This is a genomic window from Pseudomonas sp. YQ_5, from assembly GCF_043103305.1.
Classification (GTDB): Bacteria; Pseudomonadota; Gammaproteobacteria; order Pseudomonadales; family Pseudomonadaceae; genus Aquipseudomonas; species Aquipseudomonas putida_Y.
In genome coordinates, this window is sequence record NZ_JBICJS010000055.1 from 170786 (window position 1) to 193880 (window position 23095).

22 protein-coding genes are annotated in these 23095 nt (G+C 62.1%); 9 read left to right on the forward strand and 13 right to left on the reverse strand.

Translation table 11 applies throughout. The features are described 5' to 3' along the window. Window positions 1-9: 9 nt before the first annotated feature. The 6 genes from ACF8EA_RS13345 (at window position 10) to ACF8EA_RS13370 (ending at window position 5170) form a co-directional block, all read left to right on the forward strand. A complete protein-coding gene (locus ACF8EA_RS13345; protein WP_103444560.1) occupies window positions 10-1203 on the forward strand; it encodes an ABC transporter substrate-binding protein in 1194 nt (397 codons plus the stop codon). A 30-nt stretch (window positions 1204-1233) separates the two neighbouring features. Then, the gene (locus ACF8EA_RS13350) at window positions 1234-2223 is read left to right on the forward strand and encodes a YVTN family beta-propeller repeat protein (protein WP_209966628.1); all 990 of its coding nucleotides are present in this window, start codon (window positions 1234-1236) and stop codon (window positions 2221-2223) included. Continuing rightward, on the forward strand, window positions 2220-2960 hold the full coding sequence (locus ACF8EA_RS13355; protein ID WP_103462386.1) for an ABC transporter ATP-binding protein: 741 nt from the start codon (window positions 2220-2222) through the stop codon (window positions 2958-2960). The genes ACF8EA_RS13350 and ACF8EA_RS13355 overlap by 4 nt, the downstream gene beginning before the upstream one ends. Further along, entirely contained in the window at window positions 2957-3748 is a 792-nt protein-coding gene (locus ACF8EA_RS13360) for an ABC transporter permease (RefSeq protein WP_010953586.1), read from the forward strand. The genes ACF8EA_RS13355 and ACF8EA_RS13360 overlap by 4 nt, the downstream gene beginning before the upstream one ends. 153 nt (window positions 3749-3901) lie before the next feature. Continuing rightward, window positions 3902-4450 carry a PQQ-dependent catabolism-associated CXXCW motif protein gene (locus ACF8EA_RS13365; protein ID WP_103462385.1) on the forward strand — a complete coding sequence of 183 codons (549 nt, stop codon included), beginning with the start codon at window positions 3902-3904 and terminating at the stop codon, window positions 4448-4450. 54 nt (window positions 4451-4504) lie between these two features. Beyond that, a complete protein-coding gene (locus ACF8EA_RS13370) occupies window positions 4505-5170 on the forward strand; it encodes a response regulator transcription factor (protein ID WP_003254108.1) in 666 nt (221 codons plus the stop codon). A gap of 45 nt (window positions 5171-5215) precedes the next feature. Here ACF8EA_RS13370 and ACF8EA_RS13375 read toward each other — a convergent pair whose 3' ends face one another. The 11 genes from ACF8EA_RS13375 to ACF8EA_RS13425 form a co-directional block, all read right to left on the reverse strand. After that, a complete protein-coding gene (locus ACF8EA_RS13375; protein ID WP_021784014.1) occupies window positions 5216-7114 on the reverse strand; it encodes a NahK/ErcS family hybrid sensor histidine kinase/response regulator in 1899 nt (632 codons plus the stop codon). Continuing rightward, the gene (nosP, locus tag ACF8EA_RS13380; RefSeq protein ID WP_003254110.1) at window positions 7083-8246 is read right to left on the reverse strand and encodes a nitric oxide-sensing protein NosP; all 1164 of its coding nucleotides are present in this window, start codon (window positions 8244-8246) and stop codon (window positions 7083-7085) included. Before nosP ends, ACF8EA_RS13375 begins: the two co-directional genes overlap by 32 nt. Window positions 8247-8386: 140 nt before the next feature. Next, window positions 8387-9574, reverse strand: a complete 1188-nt coding sequence (locus tag ACF8EA_RS13385) for a porin (RefSeq protein ID WP_021784015.1) — start codon at window positions 9572-9574, stop codon at window positions 8387-8389. Window positions 9575-9966: 392 nt separating this feature from the next. After that, window positions 9967-10566, reverse strand: coding sequence for a hypothetical protein (locus ACF8EA_RS13390; RefSeq protein ID WP_392522272.1), 600 nt, complete (start codon window positions 10564-10566; stop codon window positions 9967-9969). After that, a complete protein-coding gene (locus ACF8EA_RS13395; protein WP_392522273.1) occupies window positions 10566-11264 on the reverse strand; it encodes a hypothetical protein in 699 nt (232 codons plus the stop codon). Before ACF8EA_RS13395 ends, ACF8EA_RS13390 begins: the two co-directional genes overlap by 1 nt. A 94-nt stretch (window positions 11265-11358) precedes the next feature. Further along, window positions 11359-12144 carry a phosphate ABC transporter ATP-binding protein PstB gene (pstB, locus tag ACF8EA_RS13400; protein ID WP_021784018.1) on the reverse strand — a complete coding sequence of 262 codons (786 nt, stop codon included), beginning with the start codon at window positions 12142-12144 and terminating at the stop codon, window positions 11359-11361. Window positions 12145-12194: 50 nt separating this feature from the next. After that, window positions 12195-13088: a phosphate ABC transporter permease PstA gene (gene pstA, locus ACF8EA_RS13405; protein ID WP_064491590.1), complete on the reverse strand. Its 894-nt coding sequence runs from the start codon at window positions 13086-13088 to the stop codon at window positions 12195-12197. Next, complete coding sequence (gene pstC / locus ACF8EA_RS13410) at window positions 13085-14053, reverse strand: phosphate ABC transporter permease subunit PstC (RefSeq protein ID WP_004574212.1); 969 nt, start codon at window positions 14051-14053, stop codon at window positions 13085-13087. The genes pstA and pstC overlap by 4 nt, the downstream gene beginning before the upstream one ends. 70 nt (window positions 14054-14123) lie before the next feature. After that, a complete protein-coding gene (pstS, locus tag ACF8EA_RS13415) occupies window positions 14124-15155 on the reverse strand; it encodes a phosphate ABC transporter substrate-binding protein PstS (RefSeq protein ID WP_014591398.1) in 1032 nt (343 codons plus the stop codon). Between the two features lie 217 nt (window positions 15156-15372). Next, window positions 15373-15606, reverse strand: coding sequence for a hypothetical protein (locus ACF8EA_RS13420; protein WP_021784019.1), 234 nt, complete (start codon window positions 15604-15606; stop codon window positions 15373-15375). A 71-nt stretch (window positions 15607-15677) separates the two neighbouring features. After that, the gene (locus ACF8EA_RS13425) at window positions 15678-16103 is read right to left on the reverse strand and encodes an MAPEG family protein (protein ID WP_392522275.1); all 426 of its coding nucleotides are present in this window, start codon (window positions 16101-16103) and stop codon (window positions 15678-15680) included. Between the two features lie 156 nt (window positions 16104-16259). Here ACF8EA_RS13425 and ACF8EA_RS13430 point away from each other — a divergent pair, with 156 nt between their 5' ends. From ACF8EA_RS13430 to ACF8EA_RS13440, 3 genes are all read left to right on the forward strand, one after another. Then, window positions 16260-17078, forward strand: a complete 819-nt coding sequence (locus tag ACF8EA_RS13430) for a helix-turn-helix domain-containing protein (RefSeq protein ID WP_274147465.1) — start codon at window positions 16260-16262, stop codon at window positions 17076-17078. A gap of 206 nt (window positions 17079-17284) precedes the next feature. Further along, window positions 17285-18160, forward strand: coding sequence for a universal stress protein (locus ACF8EA_RS13435; protein ID WP_392522277.1), 876 nt, complete (start codon window positions 17285-17287; stop codon window positions 18158-18160). A 292-nt stretch (window positions 18161-18452) separates the two neighbouring features. After that, window positions 18453-19679, forward strand: a complete 1227-nt coding sequence (locus ACF8EA_RS13440) for an MFS transporter (protein ID WP_330509230.1) — start codon at window positions 18453-18455, stop codon at window positions 19677-19679. 100 nt (window positions 19680-19779) lie between these two features. On the opposite strand, the gene ACF8EA_RS13445 is transcribed toward ACF8EA_RS13440, so the two are convergent. Then, window positions 19780-20157 (reverse strand): DUF2493 domain-containing protein, encoded by a 378-nt coding sequence (locus tag ACF8EA_RS13445; protein ID WP_330509229.1) that lies wholly within the window; start codon window positions 20155-20157, stop codon window positions 19780-19782. Between the two features lie 21 nt (window positions 20158-20178). Then, on the reverse strand, window positions 20179-22893 hold the full coding sequence (mgtA, locus tag ACF8EA_RS13450) for a magnesium-translocating P-type ATPase (RefSeq protein WP_392522280.1): 2715 nt from the start codon (window positions 22891-22893) through the stop codon (window positions 20179-20181). Window positions 22894-23095: the final 202 nt, after the last annotated feature.

Consider the following 23095-nt stretch of genomic DNA (forward strand, 5'->3'; position numbering starts at 1 on the left):
GAGTGTGTTATGCGCCAGCCTGCCCACCTTGCCTTGACCTGCCTGCTGGCCCTGGCCGCGACGCTGGCTACGCCCTTGGCGCCCGCCGCTCAGGGCCCGGGCGCTGCACCGCTGCACATACGCATCGGCTACCTGGGCTATCGCCCCGCCACTGGCCCGCTGCTGTCCAATGTCATCCCCGAACCCGGCGATGCCGGGCTACAAGGCGCCGAACTGGCCATTGTCGACAGCAACAGCACCGGGCGTTTCCTGAAGCAGCAATTTCAGCTGACCAGCGCCAACGTCGACAGCCCCGAGGCCCTGCTGCAAGCCGCCAGGGCTCAGCATGACCAAGGCCTGCGCCTGTTCGTGGTGAATGCCCCGGCCGCCAGCCTGCGCGCGCTGTCTGCCGCCCTGCCCGACAGCCTGTTGTTCAACGCCGGCAGCCCCGACGACAGTCTGCGCAGCAGCCAGTGCCTGGGCAATGTCCTGCACAGCCTGCCGAGCCGGGCCATGCTGGCCGATGCCTTGGCGCAGTTCCTGGTACTGCGCAAATGGCAACGGGCACTGCTGGTGGTCGGCCAGACCCCGGACGACCAGGCGTACGCCGCTGCCCTACGCCGGTCGGTGAAGCGTTTTGGCGTGCAACTGGTCGCGGAAAAAACCTGGACCTTCGATAACGACCAGCGCCGCAGCGCCCAGGCCGACATGCCGTTGTTCACCCAGACTGCCGAATACGACGTGGTGCTGGTGGCCGACGAGCGCGGTGACTTCGGCGAGTACCTGCCCTACCAGACGTGGTATCCGCGCCCGGTGGCCGGTACCCAGGGCCTGACCCCCACGGGTTGGCACAAGACGGTGGAAACCTTCGGGGCGGCGCAGTTGCAAAAACGCTTCGAGGCCCAGGCCGGGCGCTGGATGAATGACCGTGACTTCGCCGCCTGGATGGCTGTACGCAGTGTCGCCAGTGCGGCCAGCAAGCTGCGCCTGGCCGAACCTCGCGCGGTTCAGCAACTGCTGCTCAGCGAGCAGTTGCCGCTGGACGGCTTCAAGGGGCGCAAGCTCAGCTACCGCCCGTGGAACGGCGAACTGCGCCAGCCGATCCCGTTGGTTCAGCCCCGCGCCCTGGTCAGCACCTCGCCGCAGGAGGGCTTCCTGCATCCCTTCAACGAAATGGACAGCCTGGGCTATGACAAGCCCGAAGTGACGTGTAGCTACCCCTGACCCGACAACCACAACAATAAGGAATTCGCCATGCGCCGCCCCCTCTTCCACCGGGCCCTGATCTACCCCAGCCTGCTGTCGGGCGCCCTGGCGCTGGCCAGCAGTCACGCCATGGCTGCCACCGCCTGGGTCTCCAACGAGAAGGACAACAGCCTCAGCCTGATCGACATGCAAACGCTGGAAGTCACCGAAACCCTGCCGGTGGGCCAGCGCCCGCGTGGCTTGCTGCTGTCGCACGACAGCAAGCTGTTGTATATCTGCGCCAGCGATTCGGACCGGGTGCAGGTGATGGACGTGGCCACCCGCAAGATCATCAAGGAGCTGCCTTCCGGCAAGGACCCCGAGCAGTTCGCCCTGCACCCCAACGACCGCTGGCTGTATGTGTCCAACGAGGACGACGCGCTGGTGACCGTGATCGACACCGTCACCGACAAGGTACTCGGGCAGATCGACGTTGGCATCGAACCCGAAGGCATGGCGGTCAGCCCTGACGGCAAGTGGGCGGTCAACACCAGCGAAACCACCAACATGCTGCACTGGATCGACACCAGCACCCAGACCCTGGCCGACAGCACGCTGGTCGACCAGCGCCCGCGCTTCGTCGAGTTCAGCAAAGACGGTTCGCACCTGTGGGCCTCGGCAGAGATCGGCGGCACGGTGACCATACTCGACGTGGCCACGCGCCAGGTGCTGAAAACCCTGAACTTCCAGATCAAGGGCGTACACCCCGACAAAGTCCAGCCAGTGGGCATCAAGCTCAGCGCCGATGGCAAGTACGCCTTTGTCGCCTTGGGCCCGGCCAACCACGTGGCGGTGGTCGATGCCAAGACCTTTGATGTGCTCGACTACCTGCTGGTCGGGCGGCGGGTCTGGCAGCTGGCATTCACCCCGGACCAGCGCCAGTTGCTGGCCACCAACGGTGTCAGCGGTGACGTTTCGGTCATTGATGCAAAGAACCTCAAAGTGCTCAAGTCGGTGAAGGTCGGGCGCTACCCCTGGGGTGTGGTGGTGACACCATGAACGCCCTCGATGTCAGTGACGTGAGCTTTGCCTATGGCCAGCGCGAGGCACTCAGGCAGGTCGGTTTCAGCCTGGCACCCGGGCGCTTCGCCGCATTGCTGGGCCCCAATGGTGCCGGCAAGTCGACCTTGATCGCCCTACTCACGCGCCTGTACGACCTGCAGCATGGCGACATCCGCGTGTGCGGCTGCTCGCTACGCAACGCTGCACGCCCGGCCTTGCGCCAGCTGGGCGTGGTGTTTCAGCAAAGCACCCTGGACCTGGACCTGAGCGTTGAGCAAAACCTGCGCTACCACGCCGCCTTGCATGGCCTGTCGCGGCGCCAGAGCAGCCTGCGGGTCGAAGCCGAACTGGCCCGCCAAGGCCTTGGCGAACGTCGGCGCGATCGTGTGCGTGAGCTGAACATCGGCCATCGGCGGCGGGTGGAAATTGCCCGCGCGCTGCTGCATGAGCCGCGCCTGCTGCTGCTGGACGAAGCCAGCGTCGGCCTCGACCCGGCCAGCCGCCTGGCACTTAACCAGCACCTGCGCCGGTTGTGCTGCGAGCAGCAGCTCAGCGTGCTGTGGGCCACTCACCTGCTGGACGAAGTGCAGCCTAGCGATGACCTGTTGATTCTGCATCAGGGGCGCCTGGTGGCCAGTGGCACCGCCGATGCGCTGAGCCTTGAGCATGGCGGTGACCTCGATAACGCCTTTGCCCGCTTGACCAACGCCCCCTCAGGAGCCAACGCCCGATGAACGCTTACTGGCAATGTTTCAACGGCATCATGCTGCGCGAGTGGCTGCGCTTCGTGCTGCAGCGTACACGCCTGCTCAGCGCGCTGGTGCGTCCGCTGCTGTGGTTGCTGGTATTCGCTGCCGGGTTTCGCGCAGCGCTGGGCATTGCCATCATCGAGCCCTACGACACCTACATCCCCTACGAGGTGTACATCATCCCCGGCCTGGCCTGCATGATTCTGCTGTTCAACGGCATGCAGGGCTCACTGTCGATGGTTTACGACCGCGAGATGGGCAGCATGCGCGTGTTGCTGACCAGCCCGCTGCCACGCCCATTCCTGCTGGGCAGCAAACTGCTGGCAACTTCGTTGATTTCCCTGCTGCAAGTCTATGCCTTCCTCGCCATCGCCTGGTTATACGGGGTACAGCCACCGGCTGCGGGCTTGCTGATGGCACTGCCAGCGTTGCTGCTGGTAGCCTTCATGCTCAGCGCCCTGGGGCTATTGCTGTCGAACGCGATTCGCCAGCTGGAGAACTTTGCCGGGGTGATGAATTTCGTGATCTTCCCGCTGTTCTTCCTGTCTTCGGCGTTGTACCCGCTGTGGAAAATGCGCGAGGCCAGTCAGTGGTTGTACTGGCTGTGTGCTGTGAACCCGTTCACCCATGCCGTAGAGCTGGTGCGGTTTGCACTTTATGAGCGATTGAACCTGCTGGCGCTGGCGGTATGCCTGGGCTTGACCGCATTGTTCACCCTGCTGGCGATACTCACCTTCAACCCCCAGCACGCGGCGCTGCGCAAACCACGCTGAGCGGCCACAAGCAGAAGGTTCATGTGGAGAGGCGCGCAGCGCCCTTTGCGCCCGGCCATCTACTACTTTAGTACCGCCTTTGCTGTCTAATCGTCGCATTCACAACGCACCGTCCCTGGCATGTAATGGGCCTATAACAAGAAGGATAAAACCATGCCACGTGCCCCGCGCCCTTTGTTGGTTGCCCTTGCGCTGAGTCTGTCGCTGGGTATCGCCCACGCCGACACCACGCCGCTGTTCTCCGCCGACGGCTATCGCACCACGCACTATCGCAGCCCGACCCCGCAACAGGTCGAAGGCGGCCAGGTCATCGACACCGCCACACTGCAAGGCCTGCTGGGCCAGACGCCCAGGCCGGTGCTGATCGACGTCTATCGCCGTCAATGGCTGCAAGGTCGCTTCATAGAAGACGAACCGCACAGTAACCTCCCCGGCAGCCTGTGGCTGGCCAACACCGGCGACGGCGCACTGAGCCCGGCATGGCAGGACTACTTCGTGCGTAACCTGCAAAAAGCCACGGCCGGTCACCCGGACCAACCGCTGGTCTTTTACTGCCGCTCCGATTGCTGGTTAAGCTGGAACGCGGTAAAACGCGCGAAAGCCTTGGGCTATAACAACCTGTATTGGTACCGCGACGGCCTGGATGCCTGGCAGCAAGCCAACCTGCCATTGCAGCCGGCACAACCGGTACCGTTCCCCTGAAACGCCTGCATATGCGTGCCCCGCTCCATCCAATAAAAACAAGGTGAAAAGGCCATGTACAAAATTCTGATTGCCGACGATCACCCCCTGTTTCGCGAAGCCATCCACAACGTCATCAGCGATGGTTTCCAGGGCAGCGAGGTCATGGAGACCGCCGACCTTGAAAGCGCCCTGGCCCTGACCCAGGCGCATGACGACCTCGACCTGATCCTGCTCGACCTGAACATGCCCGGCATGCACGGCCTCAATGGCTTGATCACCTTGCGCAACGAGGCGCCGACCACGCCGGTGGTCATCGTTTCGGCCGAGCAGGAAAAGCAGATCGTGCTGCAGGCCATTACCTACGGTGCCGTGGGCTTCATCACCAAGTCGTCGCCACGTTCACAGATGATCGAAGCGATCGAGCAGATCCTCAATGGCAATGTCTACCTGCCGCCAGACATCATCCGCGCGCAGAAAAGCAGTACCAGCCGGCGCCATAACGATGCCCCGAGCTTCCCGCCGGAAATGCTCCAAGCCCTGACCCGTAAGCAACTGCTGGTGCTCGAGCGCATGACCAAAGGTGAATCGAACAAGCAGATCGCCTACACGCTGGACATCGCCGAAACCACGGTCAAGGCCCATGTTTCGGCGATCTTGCGCAAACTCAATGTGCACAACCGGGTACAAGCCATTCTCAGTGCCGGCGATATCGATTTTGCTGATTATCTGCGCCGTTGATCCCTGCCCGCCGTTTCGCGGATAAACCCGCGAAGCGGCCACCCGTTATGCCACGCCACTGGCCAGCAGATGGCTCATCGCCGTCTTGAGTTTCATCGGCCTTACGGGCTTGTGCATCAGCGTGTGACCCAGCTCGCGGATCTGCTGCTTGAGATCGTTGCTGTAGTTGGCAGTGATCATCAGCGCCGGTAGCGGCTGGGCACGGCGGGCATTGATCCGCGCTACGGCGTCGACACCATTGCAGTCGTTGTCCAGGTGGTAGTCGGCAATCAGCAGGTCGGCCTCGGCGTGGTAGTTGTCGACCTGGCGCGCCAGGTCTTCCTCCGACAGCGCAGTGACCACCCGACAGCCCCAGCCTTCCAGCAAGGTACGCATGCCCGCACAAATCGCCGCATCGTTATCCAGCACCCACACCCGCGCCCCGCGCAGGCGTTCGAGCATCGGCTCGCATATCGCCTGGCTCGGCTGGGCTTTGGGGGCGGTGGCGCTCAGCGGTACCTCGACTGCGAACACTGACCCTTTGCCCAGCCATGACCGCACGCGGATCCGGTGGCCGAGGATGCCGGCGATCTTCTCCACGATCGCCAGGCCCAGGCCCAGCCCACGGTCCTGGTCCGGGCGCTGCACATCACCACGCTTGAACTCCAGGAACATGTCTTCCAGGTGTTCTTCGGCAATGCCGATGCCGCTGTCCCATACTTCAATCCGCACGCCACCGCGCTGGCGCCGACACCCCAGCACCACGCGCCCACTGCGGGTGTAGCGAATGGCATTGCTGAGCAGGTTGCGCAGGATGCGCGCCAGCAGCTGAATGTCACTGCGCACCACGGCAGAACACCCCACAAAGTGCAGCGCCAGCCCTTCGCTACGCGCCACCTGGGCGTATTCGGCGGCCAGGTTGTCCATAAGCTCGCTGAGGGCGAACGGGGCGACATCGGCCTTGATCACGCCAGCATCGAGCTTGGAAATATCCACCAGCGTGCCCAACAGGTTTTCCACATCCTCCAGCGAATTGCTGACATTACGCACCAGGTGGGCAGCGTTTTGCGGCTCGTCGCGTTCGAGCAACGCGCTGGTGAACAACCGCGCCGCGTTCAGCGGTTGCAACAGGTCATGGCTGACCGCAGCAAGGAACTTGGTTTTCGACAGGTTGGCCTGCTCGGCCTCGCGCTTGGCCTCGCGCAGACGCGACTCGGCCTGGCTGCGCTCTTCAATTTCACGCAGTAACTGGTCGTTGAGGCTGGTCAGTTCGGCAGTGCGTTCGCGCACCCGTTGCTCCAGGTGCTGATAGGCCTGGTGTAAGGCCTGTGCGGTGTTGCGGCGCTCGGTGATGTCGCGGATCAACACGAAGATACCCACCACTTCGCCACTGGCCAGGCGGTTCGGCACGTAGGAGCGCAGCATGTAGCGTTCCTGACCGTTGATATTGGTTTCGGCAAATTCAAACGTCACGCTCTCCCCCGCCAGCGCCCGTACCACGTAGCCTTCCAGGCGCTGGTAGTGCTGCTCGCTGTGGGCCGCGCGCAGGCTCTGGCCCAGCATCACGCCATGCGGCCAGCAATACCACTCTTCGTAAACCTTGTTGGTGAATTCGTAGACCAGATCGGCGTTCAGGTAGGCGATCAGTGCCGGGACGTTGTCGGTAATCAGGCGAATCTGGTGCTGGTGGGCCGTCTCGGCCCGTTGCCTGGCCTCGCTGAGCAGGCGGTTGACGGCCTTGAGCTCGGCCATGGCCTGGTTCAGCGCATCAGTGCGTTCGCGCACCTGCTCGGCCAGCACCACCGAATGCTGGAACGCGGCGTATGGGTCATTGCCCCGGGTCACACCCGACTCGATGCGCTCGATCAATGCGTCATTGATGCGCTGCAGCTTGTGGTTCTGGTGCTGCAGCCGAGTCAGCTCAGCCTGCAGTTCAGCGACCGACAGGAGGCCGGTTGCGGGCAATGGCGACCCCGGTGAAGGTCTGGTTGATGTGCATGCCATTGAACTGTTCTCCGTAGGTGTTGAAACCGATCACCCGTTGCTCGCGCAGGAACGCGCCGACCGGCTCCAGGCCGTGATGGGCCTCCAGTTCCAGCCGCCGCAGGAAACAATCACAACCGATGGTCAGCAACAACGGGCCGAGGCGCTGGTGCAGGCCATCGAACAGCTGGTGCAGGTTCGGCAACAGCGGGCCCGGAGTCATGGCCGTGAGCACGATGCCGTTCTCCACCGCGCAGTAGAAGCTCAGGCTGAGGTCAGGATGCATTTGCTGGATCGCCCGCACGTAGTACTGATCATGAATGCGCACGGCTAGCGGGTGGGCGGCGAACACCCGGTGATCGAGCGCAGCCACAGGCACACCGATGTGGCGGGCATATTCCTCGGCCGCCGGCTCGGCATTCAGTTCGAAAACCCGGCGCTGGGCGCTGTCGGCACCGGTTACCACCAGCTTTTCCTGGCGCGGCAGGATGTGATGCGTGGTGAACACTTCGAAGTCGAGCCAGGTGTTGACCAGCACCACCACGGCTGCGCCGTTGTGGAATGTACCGCCGTAATACACATGGGTGCGGTTCAGGTAGTTGTCGTCACCGGCCGAGCCGCCGAAGTGCGGGATATCCCCCAGTGCTGCGCTGAGTGCGGCAAGCACCATCTCCTCGCGGCTGGACAAGCCATCGAGCAGTGTGAGTGCAAAGCTGTGGCCCTTGATTGGCGCCAGGGTATTGCTGCGGCAGGTGCCGACCAAACGCTCGACCATCTGCTGCGCGTCGATCAGGCTGAAGCGCTCCATTTCATCGATCAACGCGGTGGCGATCGAAAAGTGTCGGTGATCGAAGCCCACCGCCGTCACGCAATTGCGGCCGTAGCCCAGCGGGGTGATTTCACCGGCGCTGGTGCAGCCGACCAGGCGTATGCCGCCAAAATCCTGCTCCAACGCTTCGCCCAAAGCCTGCAAGTCGTATTCGGCGGAACAGAAGAACAGCACGAAACCCAAGTGCGGGTGCAGCAACTGCCGCGCCAGGTCCTGGGCGGCCAGCCGTGCGTCGGTAGCCTGAGACATGGCACTGACCACACCGTCGTTATGAGCCTGCTGCATCGTGGTCTCCGGCACGGGGTGGCTGAGCGATCAGTTTAAGGAGGTGGTGGCGGGTGACGAATGCTACTTGGGTAGCGGGTGGGCGGTTCCATGGGCGTAAAAGAGCGCGTCAATCGGGGCCGCCTTGCGGCCCCGGGCGCTTACCAGGTCAATACCGCGCCCACCGCAAAGGTATCGGTGTCTTCGTTCTGCGCACTGGTGTCATGCCCGTCGATGGAAAACTGGTTGTACTCGGCCACCAGTTTCAGGTTGTCGTTGATGTCATGGAACAGCGCCACACCCCGGGTCTCGTAGTCCGCACCGCTGTCAACCGCACCATTGCCATCGTCCTTGGTCTTGCCATAGGACAGCGCCACGCGGTTCTTGCCGAACTTGTACGAGCCCTGCAGCAGGTAGCCGTCACTGTCGACATTGCGCAAAACCGGTTCGCCGGCATTGTTGGTGAAGAACGGGTTGATGCCCTTGGCCTGGAACCCCGAGCCGGTCAGCGACCAGCCGCCCATCTTTGCCTGCACCCCGTAACCCACCCCCTTGGAAGTGACCGTTTCTACCGTGGAGTCAGTATTGTCCGAGGTCTGGTAACTGCCGTTTATCCAGCTGTAGATCTGCGCCCCACCCAGGTCGAACTGGTAGGTGATCTCGCTCTCGGTGCGTGGGTTTTCCTGGTAGGCCTTTCCGGTCGGGCTGCTGTCGTTGGTGTCCACCGGGTCCATGATGCCCACCGCCACCCGCAGGCCGTCCATCACTGGCGTGCGGTAGGTGATCTGCGAGGTTGGGAACGGGTACGGGTAACCGCTGCCAATGTTGCCGAATGACACCCCGCCGCCGTCCACCAGCCCCAGGGTGTCGCTGACCTGGCCATAGCCGGCCAGCAGTTCGTCGAGCAGGATGTTGGAACGGGCGAACAGCCCGAAGTCCTTGCCGATCAGCACCTCGCCCCACTCAGGGTTGGCCACCGTGCCGTAAAACTGGCGTACGTCGATGGCGGTGTCGGTGCCGTTGGTTTCACTGTCGTTGATGGTTACCCAGAACGAGGCACGCGCGCCGAGCTTCAGGTCATCCACCTGCTTGCCCATGTTGAAGCCCAGGTAGTTGGGCAAGAAGCCCATCTTCACCCGCGACTGGCGGCGGTCAAACTGCTCGCCCTCGCGGTCGACCTTGCTGTTGACGTAGAAGGCGTTGATATAGCCATCGGTGGAAAACGTCGTCTGGTCCTTGTCGTACAGCATGATCTCGGCTTCGGCGACGCTGCTCAGGCCCAGCGCAGAAAAGCTGGCGATGGCGGCTGCGAGAAAACGAGGCGGCAGGTGCTTATTGTTGTTGTGCATGGCGCGCTCCAAACGGGGACGGGATGTCGGAGGCGATTATCAGAAGTGGGCAAATTGCCAGGAACGCTGCTTTGGCGTGGGGTGGCGAGTGCTTTGGGGCGGGAGGGTGTGGCCCGGTGATTTGGTCGCGGGACCTGCTCGGGTCTGGGTTCGAGACTTAGGACTTAGGCATGAGTGGTAGGCAGGTATCAGTACCGCTGCATGAGCGGGTTAGTACGGTCAATTGCAAGCGTGGATGTGTTGAAGATGTGCTGGGGATGGCACCGGCATTGCCGGTGTTCGCGGCTAAAGCCGCTCCTACAGATGCCGCGCAAGACCCGAAGGTTGTGAGCGTCCTGTGGGAGCGGGTTTACCCGCGAAGGGGGCTACGCGGTCGCTGGCATTGCGTCCGTTCAGGAAGCCAGTGCCTGCGAACGCTGGCAAGCGGGCATTTCATAACGGTGCGGTTGCTGCCAGGCCAGCCGTGCCTGCACATCCACCACCGCGTCCTTCACCTTCTGCGCCCAGTGCTCATCCTTCGGGCACACCACCACCACGCGGAAACCGTGGTCGACACCTTCCAGGCGCACCCCTTCGGAATCATCTACGTGCAGATCAATATCAAAAGCCGAAGGCAGCTTGGAGGGAGAGTTTTCCAACCCACGTTGGGCCAGGATATGCTGGTGCCGATCGCTGTTGACCACGCCATCGACATGAATGCCGTAAAGCATCAGCCACCGGCGGATGTAAGCCGGGGTGCGCCCCGACGAGGTGTAGATCCAGATGCTGCAGCCCTGGCGGCGCAGGTCGCGGATCAGTTCGCGGGTGCCGCTGCGCAGGGGCTCACCCAGCCAGCGATGGACGAACCCCGGCAGCTTGCTGTCCTCGGCGGCGGCGTGCTCGGGCAGGCAGGCCAGCGTGTCGTCGATATCGAACGAAATGCGTACCTGGCCACGCTTGAGCTTGCGTTCGATGGCTTGCCGCCCTCGTGCGAACAGGGATGAACCTTGCATCAGCGGCTCCCCTCGCAGGCAGGCACGGGTGCGCCGTTCAGGAAGAACTTGCCGGGCTCAGGCGCCGTCGCTTCCAGGAAAGCGGCGTACTTTTTCTTGATCTTGGGGAGTTCGTACAAAGCCTTGACACCGTGTTTGGCGGAGTTGCGTATGACCGAGGACGGGTTGAAGTAACCCTCGGCGTTGTCCAGCGACAGCACGAATGGCGGCAGCCCGGCACGCATCAGCAGATAGCTGACAATAAGCGAACCCGTGCGGTTGTTGCCTTCGATGAACAGCTGCGGCTTGCTGAGGATCCGTACATACACACCCGCGGCCCGCTTCCAGATCGAATCGCTGCGGTACGCGCAGTACCAGTTGTACAAATCCTTGATGCCACCTTCCACGTTGTTGAAAAAGTGCGCTTCGGTTGCCGCAAGGTGCGGGGCGAATTCCAGGCGACGGGCCGGATCGCTGCCGCATAGCACGGTGGCATTGATTTCCAGCATCAGGTTCAGCTGTTGCAGGTCGAACAGGTCGATACCGCGAGCGACATAGTCGTCAATCAGCGCATAGCCTTCAACCACATTCAGCAGCACCTCGTCGGTAAACGGGTCCCGCGGTTCGGTGAAATGCTGGCTGAGTTCGGCAAAACGGCCCTGCACCTCGCGCAGTGCGCGCTCTACCGCTGACAGATCAAGACGACGTGTCGCTCGCATTGGTAATCCTGGGTAACACTTTAACGGAAGGTAACGCGGCCAGGCGTCGCAACCATCCTGGCTGCAACACCTGGCCACCTTGGGCTTGCATGACTCAGCTGAACTTGCCGCTGATGTAATCGCTGGTCAGCTGCTCGCGCGGGTTCTGGAAAATCTGCGCGGTTGCGCCCATCTCGACCAGATAGCCGGTGCGGGTGCCCTGGGAAATGTCGACCGAGAAGAACGCGGTGGTGTCGGCCACACGAATCGCCTGCTGCATGTTATGGGTCACCAGCGCGATGGTGTAGTCCTTCTTCAGCTCGACCATCAGTTCTTCCACGCGGCGGGTGGCGATCGGGTCGAGTGCCGAGCAGGGCTCGTCCAGCAACAGCACTTCCGGCTCGGTGGCGATGGCACGGGCGATGCACAGGCGCTGCTGCTGGCCACCAGACAGTGACAGCCCGCTGACCTTGAGCTTGTCCTTCACTTCGTCCCACAGCGCGGCGCCTTGCAAGGCGTGCTTCACGCGATCGCCCAGGTCGCCTTTATAGCGGTTCAGGCGCAGGCCGAAGGCCACATTGTCGAAGATGCTCATCGAGAACGGGTTGGGCTGCTGGAACACCATGCCGATATAGCGGCGCACCACAACAGGGTCGACGCCCTTGCCGTAGACATCCTGCCCAAGAAAGTGCACATGGCCTTCGAAGCGGAAGCCCTTCACCAGGTCATTCATACGGTTCAAGCTACGCAGCACGGTACTTTTGCCACAGCCCGAAGGGCCGATAAAACCGGTGATCTCGTTTTTCCTGATCGGCACATGGCTGTCACGCACGGCCATGAAGTTACCGTAGAAAATCTTGTCGAGCTTGCAGTCCATGACAATGGGGGCTTCGCTGACCATGGGAGCGGCTCTTTGCGCAGTGGATACGTTCAAGTTGGATGCTCCCTTTCTCAATACTTGGGCTTGCCGAAGACTCGGCTCAAAATGTTGATGACCAGCACGATCATGACCAGCACCAGCGAGGCCGCCCAGGCGAGCTCGAGCTGGTTGTCGAACGGCATGCCGGAGAAGTTGTAGATCAGTACCGCAAGCGAGGCTGTGGGGTTCATCACCGCCAGGTCGCCGTCGTGGTAGATCCAGTAGTTGCTGAACAACGCGGTGAACAGCAGTGGCGCGGTTTCGCCAGCGGCGCGGGCCACGGCCAGCATCACCCCGGTAAGGATGGCCGGCAGGCCGGTAGGCAGCACGATTTTCCAGATGACCTGGGCGCGGGTGCAGCCCATGCCGTAGGCGGCGTCCTTCATGATCTTGGGCACCATCTTCATCGACTCTTCGGCAGTCAGCACCACGATCGGCAGCATCAGCACCGCCAGCGCCACGCCGCCTGCCGGTGCCGAGTAGGTACCGGTGGTCATCACCACCAGGGCGTAGGCAAACACACCGGCCAGGATCGATGGCAGGCCAGTGAGCATCTTGGCGGCAAAGCGCGCAGCATTGGCCAGCTTGCTGTCGGGGCCGAGCTCGGCCAGGAACACCGCTGCCAGGATACCGACCGGCACAGCGATGGCGGCGGCAATGCCGACCATGACGAAGGTACCGGCCATGGCGTTACCGAAGCCGCCGCCCATTTCGAAACCGGTAGGTGGCAGTTCGGTGAACACTTCCAGGTTGAGCCGTGCGCCACCACGGGTGATCAGCATGTACAGCACGGAAATCAGCGGCACGCTGGCCACCAGTGCCGCGAACCAGGCCAGCGTGGTCAGGATCAGGCTGCGCAGGGCACGGCCTTCCAGCTTGCGCTGCAGGCTGGGCAACGCGGCTACAGGGGTCGTCAGGTCAGTCATTGTTTGTTACCACGCTGGGCGTAGAGCATGATCATCGAGCCGAGGACGTTCACCAGCAGGGTGATGAACATCAGTACCAGTGCCGCGTACATCAGCACTTCGACCTCGTTCGGGCCGGCTTCCGGGAAGTTCAGCGCCAGCAGCGCCGCCAGGGTGTTAGCCGGTGCGAACAAGGACAGGGAAATGGTGTTGGCGTTGCCGACCAGCATGGCCAGCGCCATGGTTTCACCGAGTGCACGGCCAAGGCCCAGCACCAGCGAACCGAAGATGCCGGTAGCCGCCGAGGGCACCATCACCTTGAGGATGGCTTCCCAGTGGGTGGTGCCCATACCGTAGGCAGCCTGCTTGGTTTTCATCGGTACGCTGGTCAGCGCATCCTGGGAAACCGCAGCGATGGTCGGCAGGATCATGATCGCCAGTACCAGCGCCGCAGGCAGCAGGCCTGGGCCACTGAGGGAGGTGCCGAAAAACGGGATCCAGCCCAGCTCGCTGTTCAGCCAGGCGGTCAGCGGGCGAATCGCCGGGATGACCACATAGATGCCCCACAGGCCGTACACCACGCTGGGGATGGCGGCGAGCAGCTCGACGATGGTGCGAAACACCGCGGCAAGCTTGGCCGGAAGGAAATCCTGGGTCAGGAAAATGGCCATGCTGACGCCGAAGAAACCGGCGATCAACAGGGCGATCAAGGCGCTGTACAGCGTGCCCCAGATCGCTGGCAGAATACCGTACTTGCCTTGGTTAACGTCCCAGACACTACCGAACAACACGTCAAAACCGTGCTTTTCAATGCCGGGCAGTGCCTTGCGGCCCACTTCGTAGACCAGCGCGAAGACCAGCGCCAGTACCAGCACCACGCCAATGCGCGCAAGCGCACGGAAGGTGCGATCGACCAGAAAGTCTTTCGCAGACGGTGGCTGGCACGCGGAGTCGGGGTTATCCGGTATGGCAAAAGGTGTGTTCATTGGCGAGTTCCGGGACAAAGGACAAACACCCCCGGCATGGCTTCATGCCGATACCGGGAGCGCCTGGGTATTACTGGATGTTGGCAGACGCTTTACGCACCTGGTCGACTACCGACGGCGGCAGCGGGATGTAACCCATCGAGTCGGCGATGGTCTGGCCTTTGGTCAGGCTGTACTCGACCATTTCACGCATGGCCTTGGCTTTTTCCGGGTTGCCGTTGTCCTTGCGGAAAATCATCCAGGTATAGGAAGTGATCGGGTAGGACTTGGCACCGTCCGGGTCAGGCAGCCAGGCCACCAGGTTTTCCGGCATTTTCACCGCAGCCAGTGCTTCGGCACCGCTCTCGGCATTCGGCACGACGTATTGGCCAGCCTTGTTCTGCAACATGGCGAAGTCGACCTTGGCCAGCTTGGCGAAGCCGTACTCGATGTAGCCGATAGCGCCCGGGGTCTGGCGGACGGTGGCGGTTACGCCGTCGTTCTTCGGCGACTTGATGAACTTGTCGGTGGCCGGCCAGTTGACGGTGTTGCCTTCGCCCAGCCCTTGCTTGAAGTCAGCGTTGATGGCCGACAGGTGCTTGGTGAAGACGGCAGTGGTGCCGCTGGAGTCGGCACGCACGACCACGGTGATCGGGGTGGCAGGCAGCTTCAGGTCAGGGTTGGCCGCAGCGATTTGCGGGTCGTTCCACTGGGTGATCTTGCCGAGGAAGATATTGGAGTAGACGTCGCGCGGCAGCTTCAGCCCTTTAGGGTTACCCGGCAGGTTGTAAGCCAGGACGATTTCACCGGCGGTCATTGGCAGCAACTGCACGCCTTCGCCAACCTTGGCAATGTCTGCTTCGCTCATGGCCGAGTCGCTGGCGGCGAAGTCGACGGTCTTGTTCAGGAAGTCCTGAACGCCCGCGCCGCTGCCCTTGGACTGGTAATCGACGGTGACGCCAGCCGTGTTCTTGCTGAAGTCCTTGAACCAGGTCAGGTAAATCGGTGCAGGGAAGCTGGCGCCCGAACCGGTCAAGCGGACGTTTTCTGCAGCAAAGGCTGCCGAGGTGGCGCAAAGGGAAACCGCAACGGCGAGTGCAGCAGACTTCATCAGGCGTTTCATCAAAAAAGTGCTCCGTGTGATGGCCAGCACACTTTGCATCAGCTGTGTTACAACTTTGTGACTGTTGAATGGCAAGCCGCGCGGTAGAGCTTTTTGCCTGTGCCATCAGCCGCTGAGCCGGAACCCTGAAACGGTTCCAGCCTCATCGCAAACGCTTGAATGTGGCGATAGACCCTGCAAAGCAGCACCAGAAACAAGAACGGGCCACAGCAGGCGATCAACCAATACTGGCGAGATCTGCATCACCGGCATCCCCACAGCGGTTGCGGCATGCACATTCGAACTCGGCTTGGGCACGGGTGGAAAAGTTCAGGCTCAGACGCATCTTGTCTTGCGTGTCATAGAGGTCGTACCCCTCCGCCAGTGCGGCAGGAAAGCCAAGCCGTCGAGGATAAGCCTCTTTCTTGGGTGGCACTGCGGGAACCACAACGAAGCGTGTCTGCATGATCATCCCCTTCGGCAGTGCTTAAGTATTAGTACTGCTATGTGAAAGCATCAAGATGACTCATGCAATATTTTGGGTCAGCCGACTATTTTCGCTGCGATGAGTGAGCAGAAGCCCAGCAGGCAAATGACCCCGATGCCATAGAACAACGTTCTCCATGGCTGCAGGCTCCGCAGATAGGCCAGCGTATGCAGGACCCTGGCAACCGTGAACACCGTACTCAGCCACAGCACCGGTTGCGTGGCTGCTTCCAACGCGACAGCCAGCCCGCCGAGGGCAAAGAATATGGGAATGTTCTCCAGATCATTGGCCCATACCTTGGCAGCACGTGTCACCTGCGGGCGTTCAACGGCCTGGGCGACGCGCCTGAACACGGCAGCGTCCTCCGGGTTGGTGAACGCGACGAAGCGCAAGCGGTGATAGCCCTGATAGCAGGAAACCAGGAACATCTTGAGGAACAGCACCACCACGCACAGCGCATAGACCTGCAGAGCACCGCTCATGGCTGGCGCCCCTCGGCAACGCCTCTGGTTACCAGGTTATGCAAGCCCATATGGCTCTCCTTGATAGGGTTTGCCGGCACAGTAGTGATAGGGTTGCTTGCACTCAATGACCCGTGAGGTCATGGACATTGCACTCAAGGACGATCAGGGCAACGCATGAATCATCATCTGTTCCATCGCAGCACCCCTGCCCCACACATCTCAGCGGGCCAGCATCTTCGCGAACTGCGCCGTCAGGCCAAACTCAGCCAGCTGGAACTGGCGCTGCTGACGGGACTGTCGCAGCGTCATCTGAGCTGTGTGGAAACAGGACGCGCCAAAGCCAGCCCAGGCACCTTGCATGCCCTCCTGTCGGCCCTGGATGCACCGCTGGAGCGGTGCAACGAAGTGTTCGTTGCTGCAGGATACGCGCCCCGCTACGCCGCCACACCACTCGATGCGCCTGAACTGGCCTTGGTGAATACTGCCATCGAGCATATTCTGCAGGTGAACAACCCCGCTCCGGCGATCGTCATCGACAGCAACTGGGATGTCATCGCCGCCAATGCCAGTACCGGCCTGCTGCTGGCGATGGCCGGTGTCAGCGCACAGCCGGCGACCGGCCTCAACCTGCTGCAGACACTGCTGTGCCCCGGTGGTCTGGGTGATCATATGGCCAACGCGCCGGAAATCCGCGCTGCTGCCTGGCACCGCGCATCCAGGGAGGCCGCAGGCAATCCGGCACTGGCAGCGCGCTTGCGCGACTTGCCGGCCCCGGCAAGCCCGTGCCAGATGGCAACAGCCACCCCTTTGCTGCTGACCCGCGTGAACACCCCGTATGGCGAGCTGAGGTTCCTGTCCACGTTCACCACCTTCGGCATGCCGCTGGATGTCACCGTACAGTCATTGCGCATCGAACACCTGATCCCCGCCGACGCACAGACCCGGCAAAGCATGCAGGCAGCGTTCGAGCAATGGTCGGCCGTTACTGCCTGAACGTCAGGGTCTGGCTGCGCCCGGTTGCGTGCTGTTGCCGGCATGATCCGCCGCCGCACCTACACGCCATTGACCCAGATCAAGCCCTCGCGCCGAGTTCGCGCGACGATGGCTGCACGCAAGGAACGACTCAAGTACCGCCAGGCGCACTGTGCTCAAGGTTTACCGCTTGATCACGGTGCGCAACCTTGGACAAGGAGCCCCACATGAACCCGCTGAAACACATACTGGTTGCCACCGACCTTTCCCCACACGCCCGCAACGCAGCTGAGCGCGCTGCCTACCTGAGCGATGCGCAGCAGGCCTCGCTGGACCTGCTTTACGTTACCAACCCGGCACCCTTCGAGCGTCTCAAACAGTTGATGACGCCTGATGACGACCTGCTGAAACGCGTACTGGATAGCGCTGGCGAAAAAACCCGCGCACTGGCAGCCATGCTGTTCCAGCGCTACGGTATCTCCGCTGGCGTGCAGGTCGCCAGCGGGTCGGTGATCACGGAGATCAACCGGGTGGCGCAGGACAAGCACAGCGACCTGCTGGTGTGTGGCGCCAGGGGCCAGAGCGTGGCGCGGCGCCTGCTGCTGGGTTCAACCGTGCAGAAAATGCTCAACCACATGCCCTGCCCTTTGCTCGTGGTCAAGCCGGCCCCTCGTGATGCCTACCGCACTGTGCTGGTGCCGGTCGATTTTTCGCCCGTTTCACTGCGCACCCTCAAACTGGCCAAGGCCATTGCCCCGCAAGCGGAGATCATTCTGCTGCATGTGTACGAAGCCCCGTTTGAAGCCAGCGTGCGCTTCGCCCATATCGACCACAGCACCCTCACCCACTACCGCAATGTCATTCGCAAGGATGCAGAAGCACAACTCGCGGCGTTGAGTGAGGCTGCCGGCATGGCCGATGCACGGCAGGTCCTGGTGCACGGTAACCCGGGCTGGTGCATTGTCGAGCAGGAGCAGGAGCTGGAGTGCGACCTGATTGTGGTCGGCAAGCAGGGGGCAAGCGCGCTGGAGGAGCTGCTGGTCGGCAGCGTCACCAAGCATGTGCTGAACGAATCACTGTGTGATGTGCTGGTGGCACCATAGGCGGCATAAGCACGCTGCACTGCCGCCTGTTGCACCTGTCCGGGTCAAGCACAAGCGCCCTTGGCTAGCCTGACGGCGAACGGGTTAGGGAATAAAGCCCCCGCCCATAGCATTCGCAAGCGGGACGCCATTGCTCAGAGCAGCCGCTCTACGCAGGACGTTTCATCGATTGCGCTGATGATTACTATCGAGCGGCCTGCCTGTCGGCCAGGCAAGGCCGTCTCTACAATCGCCTGCAAATCCCCCCGCTCTTGCGCCTGCTACAGGCGAGATCCCTCATGGAACCTATCCCATGCCAAGCAACAGCCAGGCCCCTCGCGGCCTTCCCGAACACAATCAACAGAGTATCACCCAGCAATGGCTGGCAATCCTCTCGGTAGCCGTGGGTGCGTTCGCCCTGGTCACCAGTGAGTTCCTCCCGGTGGGGGTACTGAACGATGTGGCCAGCGACCTTGGCATCAGTGCAGGCCTTGCCGGCCTGATGGTGACCTTGCCCGGCATCATGGCTGCATTGGCCGCCCCGTTGATTTCCGTAGGCGTGGGCGCGCTGGACCGGCGCTACCTGCTGATCGGCCTGACGCTGATCATGATCATCGCCAACGCCATCGTGGCCTACGCCGGCGACTTCAACCTGCTGTTGGTCGGCCGTGTGCTACTGGGTATCAGTATTGGCGGCTTCTGGGCCACAGCCATCGCCCTCAGCGGCCGCCTGGCACCTGACGGGATGGGCGTAGCCAAAGCCAACTCCATCATCATGGCGGGCGTAACCCTGGCGACGGTAGTGGGCGTGCCTGTGGGCACCTGGCTGAGTGGCCTGATGGGCTGGCGCATGACGTTCCTGGTCACTGCACTGGTAGGCGTACCGGTGCTGCTGGCACAGGTATTCCTGCTGCCGCGGCTGATGCCGGAAAAGGCCATCCGCATCCGCGACCTGCCGGCGTTGTTCATCAACCCGCAAGCACGGGTCGGCTTGATCGCCGTATTGCTGATCGGCCTGGCACACTTTGCTGCGTACACCTATGTCGCACCGTTCTTCAAGCAGAATGCCGGCTTTGACGGGCCTACGATCGGTTCATTATTGCTGTTGTATGGCGTGGCCGGCTTCATGGGCAACATCTTCGCCGGCTTTGCTGCCAACCGCAGCGTGCGGCATACGCTGATGCTGGTCGCGCTCATGATCGCAGTCAGCACCGCCCTGTTCCCGCACTTCGCCACCGGCATGACGGGTGCCGCGATGCTGATCGCACTGTGGGGCTTTGCCTTCGGTGCGTTCCCGGCTTGCGCCAATATCTGGATGTTTGTCGTGGCGCCCAAGGACGTCGAGCGTGGCATGCCACTGTTCGTGGCCATGTTCCAGGTAATCATTGCCGTGGGCTCGTTCTTCGGCGGGCAAGTCGTAGACCATATGGGCACTGCGGTACTGCTGAGCCTGGCCACGGCGCTGGTGGGCTGTGGCTTTGTCACCGTGCTGGTGCTGGGGCGCAACGTCAGCAACGATCTGGCGGCGCAGCCAGGCTGAGCAGCCGCCGAGGGCGGCTGCGCAATGCTTGAGGCCGTGAAACCGAGGCGCCTGCTTCGCGGGCAAGCCCGCAGGTACCGTACGGCCCCAGGCGCTTGCATTATCTGCAATCGCCCCGCTCGGGCTGACGTGGTTGCCTGACGCACATCACCTGAACCTCGGCACCACGGGCCCTGGCCAGCAGCTCCTCGGTGTCATCGCCACCGGGCAAGGCAAGCAACAGGTCAGGGCGGCTGTCATTGAGCATGAACAGGTTGCGCAAGCGTTCGGCCTGCTTGCCGTGCAGCTGCCAGTTTGGCGGGTAGCGCACCAGATCGGCGCCATGCTCGCGCGCCCAGCTTTCGATTTCCCCGCCAAGGAACTGGCTGCCACCGTGGATCAACACCCGGATCGGCCGCTGGCGCTGGACGTCGTCCAAGGCCTGGCGGCAGCGTCGGGTGTCTGCGTAATTGCGTCCTGCACAGATCAGTACTCGCATGGTCGGCTCTCCTTGAATGACTCAGAACCACTGGCCGAAACGGCAGATGTAGAGTGTCTTCATGGCCTGGGCGACCACGCAGTAGCCCAGCAGGGTAGCCACCAGCCAAGGGAAGTACTCCCACGGCAGCGGCACCAGGCCAACCATCGCGCCCACAGGAGAGAACGGGATATAGATACCCAATACCATGACCAGCCCTGTTGCCAATACCACCGGCAATGCAGCGGTGCTCTGGAAGAACGGCACCTTGCGGGTGCGCAGCATGTGCACTACCAGCGTCTGGGACAGCAACCCCTCGATGAACCAGCCGGACTGGAACAGCGCCTGCATTTCGACGCTGTTGGCGGCGAACACGTACCACATCAGGGCGAACGTGGTGATGTCGAAGATCGACGACGTAGGACCTATCCACAACATGAATCGGCCGATGTTGCGGGCATCCCATTTGCGTGGCTTGCTGAGGAACTCCTTGTCCATGCGGTCCCAGGGCAACGACAGCTGGGAAAAGTCGTACATCAGATTCTGTAGCAACAAGTGAATCGCCAGCATCGGCAGGAACGGAATGAACGCACTGGCCACCAGGACCGAGAACACGTTGCCGAAGTTGGAGCTGGCAGTCATGCACAGGTACTTCATGATGTTGCCGAAGGTTTCGCGGCCTTTGAGCACGCCCTCCTCAAGCACCATCAGGCTCTTTTCCAACAAAATGATATCAGCCGATTCCTTGGCGATGTCGGTGCCGCTGTCTACCGAGATGCCGACGTCAGCATCGCGCAGGGCTGCGGCGTCGTTGATGCCGTCGCCAAGGAAGCCCACGGTGTGACCATTGGCCTGCAGGGCCTTGAGCACCCGTGATTTCTGCAGCGGGGTGAGCTTGGCGAAGACGGTGCGCTCCTCCACCTGAAGCTTCAGGGTGGTGTCGTCCATGCCCTCGATGTCCTGGCCGAGCAAGGGCTGGCCTGGCGCCAGGCCCACTTCACGGCAGACCTTGGACGTGACCACCGGATTGTCGCCGGTCAGTACCTTTACCTGCACGCCCATGTCGCGCAAGGCGGCAATGGCCGGGCCGGCAGTTTCCTTGGGCGGGTCGAGGAAGGTCAGCATGCCCTGGATGACCAGATTGCGCTCATCTTCGGTGTGATACTGCGCCTTGCCTTCGGCCGCCGGGATCTCGCGGGTGGCAACCACCAGCACGCGGAAGCCGTCCTGGTTGAAGGCGTCGGCGCTGGCCAGAAGCTGCTGGCGGCGGCACGGATCAAGGGTAACGACCTTGTCGCCTTCCTGCACATGGGTGGCGATGGCGAGCATTTCCTCGACTGCCCCTTTGCTTACCAGCAGGTGATCGCCCAAGGCATTCTTAACCACCACTGACAGGCGGCGGCGGATGAAGTCGAACGGCAACTCGTCGACCTTGGCGTAGGCGTAAGGCGCCTGAAACTGGCGATCCTGGCCGGCGAAATGCAGCACGGCCTGGTCCATCAGGTTGCGGATGCCGCTCTGGTGATGGCTGTTGAGCCAGGCCAGCTCAAGGATGTACTTGTCGGTTTGGCCGTCGAAGCGCACGTGGTGCTCGAGGATGATCCGGTCCTGGGTGAGCGTGCCGGTCTTGTCGGTGCACAGTACGTCCATGGAGCCCAGGTTCTGGATGGCGTTCAGGCGTTTGACCACCACCTTGCGCCGGGCCATGGCCACGGCGCCCTTGGCCAGGTTGGCGCTGACGATCATCGGCAGCATTTCCGGGGTCAGGCCCACTGCCACGGCAAGCGCGAAGAGGAAGCCATCACCCCAGTCGCCTTTCACCACTCCGTTGATCATGAATACCACTGGCACCATCACCAGCATGAAGCGGATCAACAGGCTGCTGACGCTGTTCACGCCGCGGTCAAAAGCGGTCTGGCTGCGCGAACCGGCAATGGCCTTGGCCAGCGAGCCAAAATAGGTGCGTCGGCCGGTGGCGACCACCACGGCGCGGGCGCGGCCACTGACCACATTGGTACCCATGAAGCAGATGTTCGGCAACTCGAGCAGGTTGTCCTGGCGGCCGCCATGCTCGGCGGCGGACTTCTGCGCGACATTGCCCAAGGTGTCGTACTTTTCGACCGGCAACGCTTCGCCAGTGAGCACGGCCTGGCTGATAAACAGGTCACGCGCTTCGAGCAGGCGGATATCGGCGGGAATCATGTCACCTGCAGAAAGCTGCACGATGTCGCCGGCCACCAGTTCGTCCATGGGCACTTCGCGCAGGCGCGGGGCTTGCCCGATCTGCTCGCGGCGCAACACGGTGGCTGTAGTGCGCACCATTGCCTTGAGCGCGTCGGCAGCCTTGTTCGAGCGGTACTCCTGCCAGAAGCGCAGCAGGCTGCTGAGGCTGACCATGGTCATGATGATGATGACCTTGGTCAGCTCGGCGTCGTCTGCTTCGCCTGCGCTGACCGGCAGCCAGTAGTCGGTGACGAAGCTGATACCGGCCAGGGTCAGCAGTACATAGATGAACGGGTTGTTCAGGGCCTTGAGCAACTGCACCAAGGCGTGGGGTTGCGGGCCGTGGGCGACCTGGTTGGCCCCATCGCGCGCCAGGCGCTTGGCGGCTTCGTGCTCGGTCAGGCCCTGTTCGCTGGCATCGAGGTTGGCGAGGGTGACCGCCAGGCCATTGCGCGCTTCACGGGCGGCGCGGGTGGACAAGCGGGTTTCGCGTTCGGCCTTGGCCGATGAGGTGTTACGGTGTTTGACAGTCATGTTGCTGTGCTCCTGCCGCTGCGGCGGCACGACACACAGACGTTTCACTCAGGCGGTGAACGACGGCATGTCGGGTCGCTGAATAATGCTGGTTCTTTCCGACAGTTGTCTGTCCGCTGCCGAGAGTCGGAAGTTGTTTCGGCAGCGAACTTTCTACTCGCGCAATCCATGGTTTAATCCCTTTTAATAAACACAGGGCAAT

Bases quoted from the DNA above. Each gene is read 5' to 3' on its own strand.
- ACF8EA_RS13345 (WP_103444560.1), top strand. From the start codon at position 10: ATGCGCCAGCCTGCCCACCTTGCCTTGACCTGCCTGCTGGCCCTGGCC.
- ACF8EA_RS13350 (WP_209966628.1), top strand. From the start codon at position 1,234: ATGCGCCGCCCCCTCTTCCACCGGGCCCTGATCTACCCCAGCCTGCTG.
- ACF8EA_RS13355 (WP_103462386.1), top strand. From the start codon at position 2,220: ATGAACGCCCTCGATGTCAGTGACGTGAGCTTTGCCTATGGCCAGCGC.
- ACF8EA_RS13360 (WP_010953586.1), top strand. From the start codon at position 2,957: ATGAACGCTTACTGGCAATGTTTCAACGGCATCATGCTGCGCGAGTGG.
- ACF8EA_RS13365 (WP_103462385.1), top strand. From the start codon at position 3,902: ATGCCACGTGCCCCGCGCCCTTTGTTGGTTGCCCTTGCGCTGAGTCTG.
- ACF8EA_RS13370 (WP_003254108.1), top strand. From the start codon at position 4,505: ATGTACAAAATTCTGATTGCCGACGATCACCCCCTGTTTCGCGAAGCC.
- nosP (WP_003254110.1), bottom strand. From the start codon at position 8,246: ATGCAGCAGGCTCATAACGACGGTGTGGTCAGTGCCATGTCTCAGGCT.
- ACF8EA_RS13385 (WP_021784015.1), bottom strand. From the start codon at position 9,574: ATGCACAACAACAATAAGCACCTGCCGCCTCGTTTTCTCGCAGCCGCC.
- ACF8EA_RS13390 (WP_392522272.1), bottom strand. From the start codon at position 10,566: ATGCAAGGTTCATCCCTGTTCGCACGAGGGCGGCAAGCCATCGAACGC.
- ACF8EA_RS13395 (WP_392522273.1), bottom strand. From the start codon at position 11,264: ATGCGAGCGACACGTCGTCTTGATCTGTCAGCGGTAGAGCGCGCACTG.
- pstB (WP_021784018.1), bottom strand. From the start codon at position 12,144: ATGGTCAGCGAAGCCCCCATTGTCATGGACTGCAAGCTCGACAAGATT.
- pstA (WP_064491590.1), bottom strand. From the start codon at position 13,088: ATGACTGACCTGACGACCCCTGTAGCCGCGTTGCCCAGCCTGCAGCGC.
- pstC (WP_004574212.1), bottom strand. From the start codon at position 14,053: ATGAACACACCTTTTGCCATACCGGATAACCCCGACTCCGCGTGCCAG.
- pstS (WP_014591398.1), bottom strand. From the start codon at position 15,155: ATGAAACGCCTGATGAAGTCTGCTGCACTCGCCGTTGCGGTTTCCCTT.
- ACF8EA_RS13420 (WP_021784019.1), bottom strand. From the start codon at position 15,606: ATGATCATGCAGACACGCTTCGTTGTGGTTCCCGCAGTGCCACCCAAG.
- ACF8EA_RS13425 (WP_392522275.1), bottom strand. From the start codon at position 16,103: ATGAGCGGTGCTCTGCAGGTCTATGCGCTGTGCGTGGTGGTGCTGTTC.
- ACF8EA_RS13430 (WP_274147465.1), top strand. From the start codon at position 16,260: ATGAATCATCATCTGTTCCATCGCAGCACCCCTGCCCCACACATCTCA.
- ACF8EA_RS13435 (WP_392522277.1), top strand. From the start codon at position 17,285: ATGAACCCGCTGAAACACATACTGGTTGCCACCGACCTTTCCCCACAC.
- ACF8EA_RS13440 (WP_330509230.1), top strand. From the start codon at position 18,453: ATGCCAAGCAACAGCCAGGCCCCTCGCGGCCTTCCCGAACACAATCAA.
- ACF8EA_RS13445 (WP_330509229.1), bottom strand. From the start codon at position 20,157: ATGCGAGTACTGATCTGTGCAGGACGCAATTACGCAGACACCCGACGC.
- mgtA (WP_392522280.1), bottom strand. From the start codon at position 22,893: ATGACTGTCAAACACCGTAACACCTCATCGGCCAAGGCCGAACGCGAA.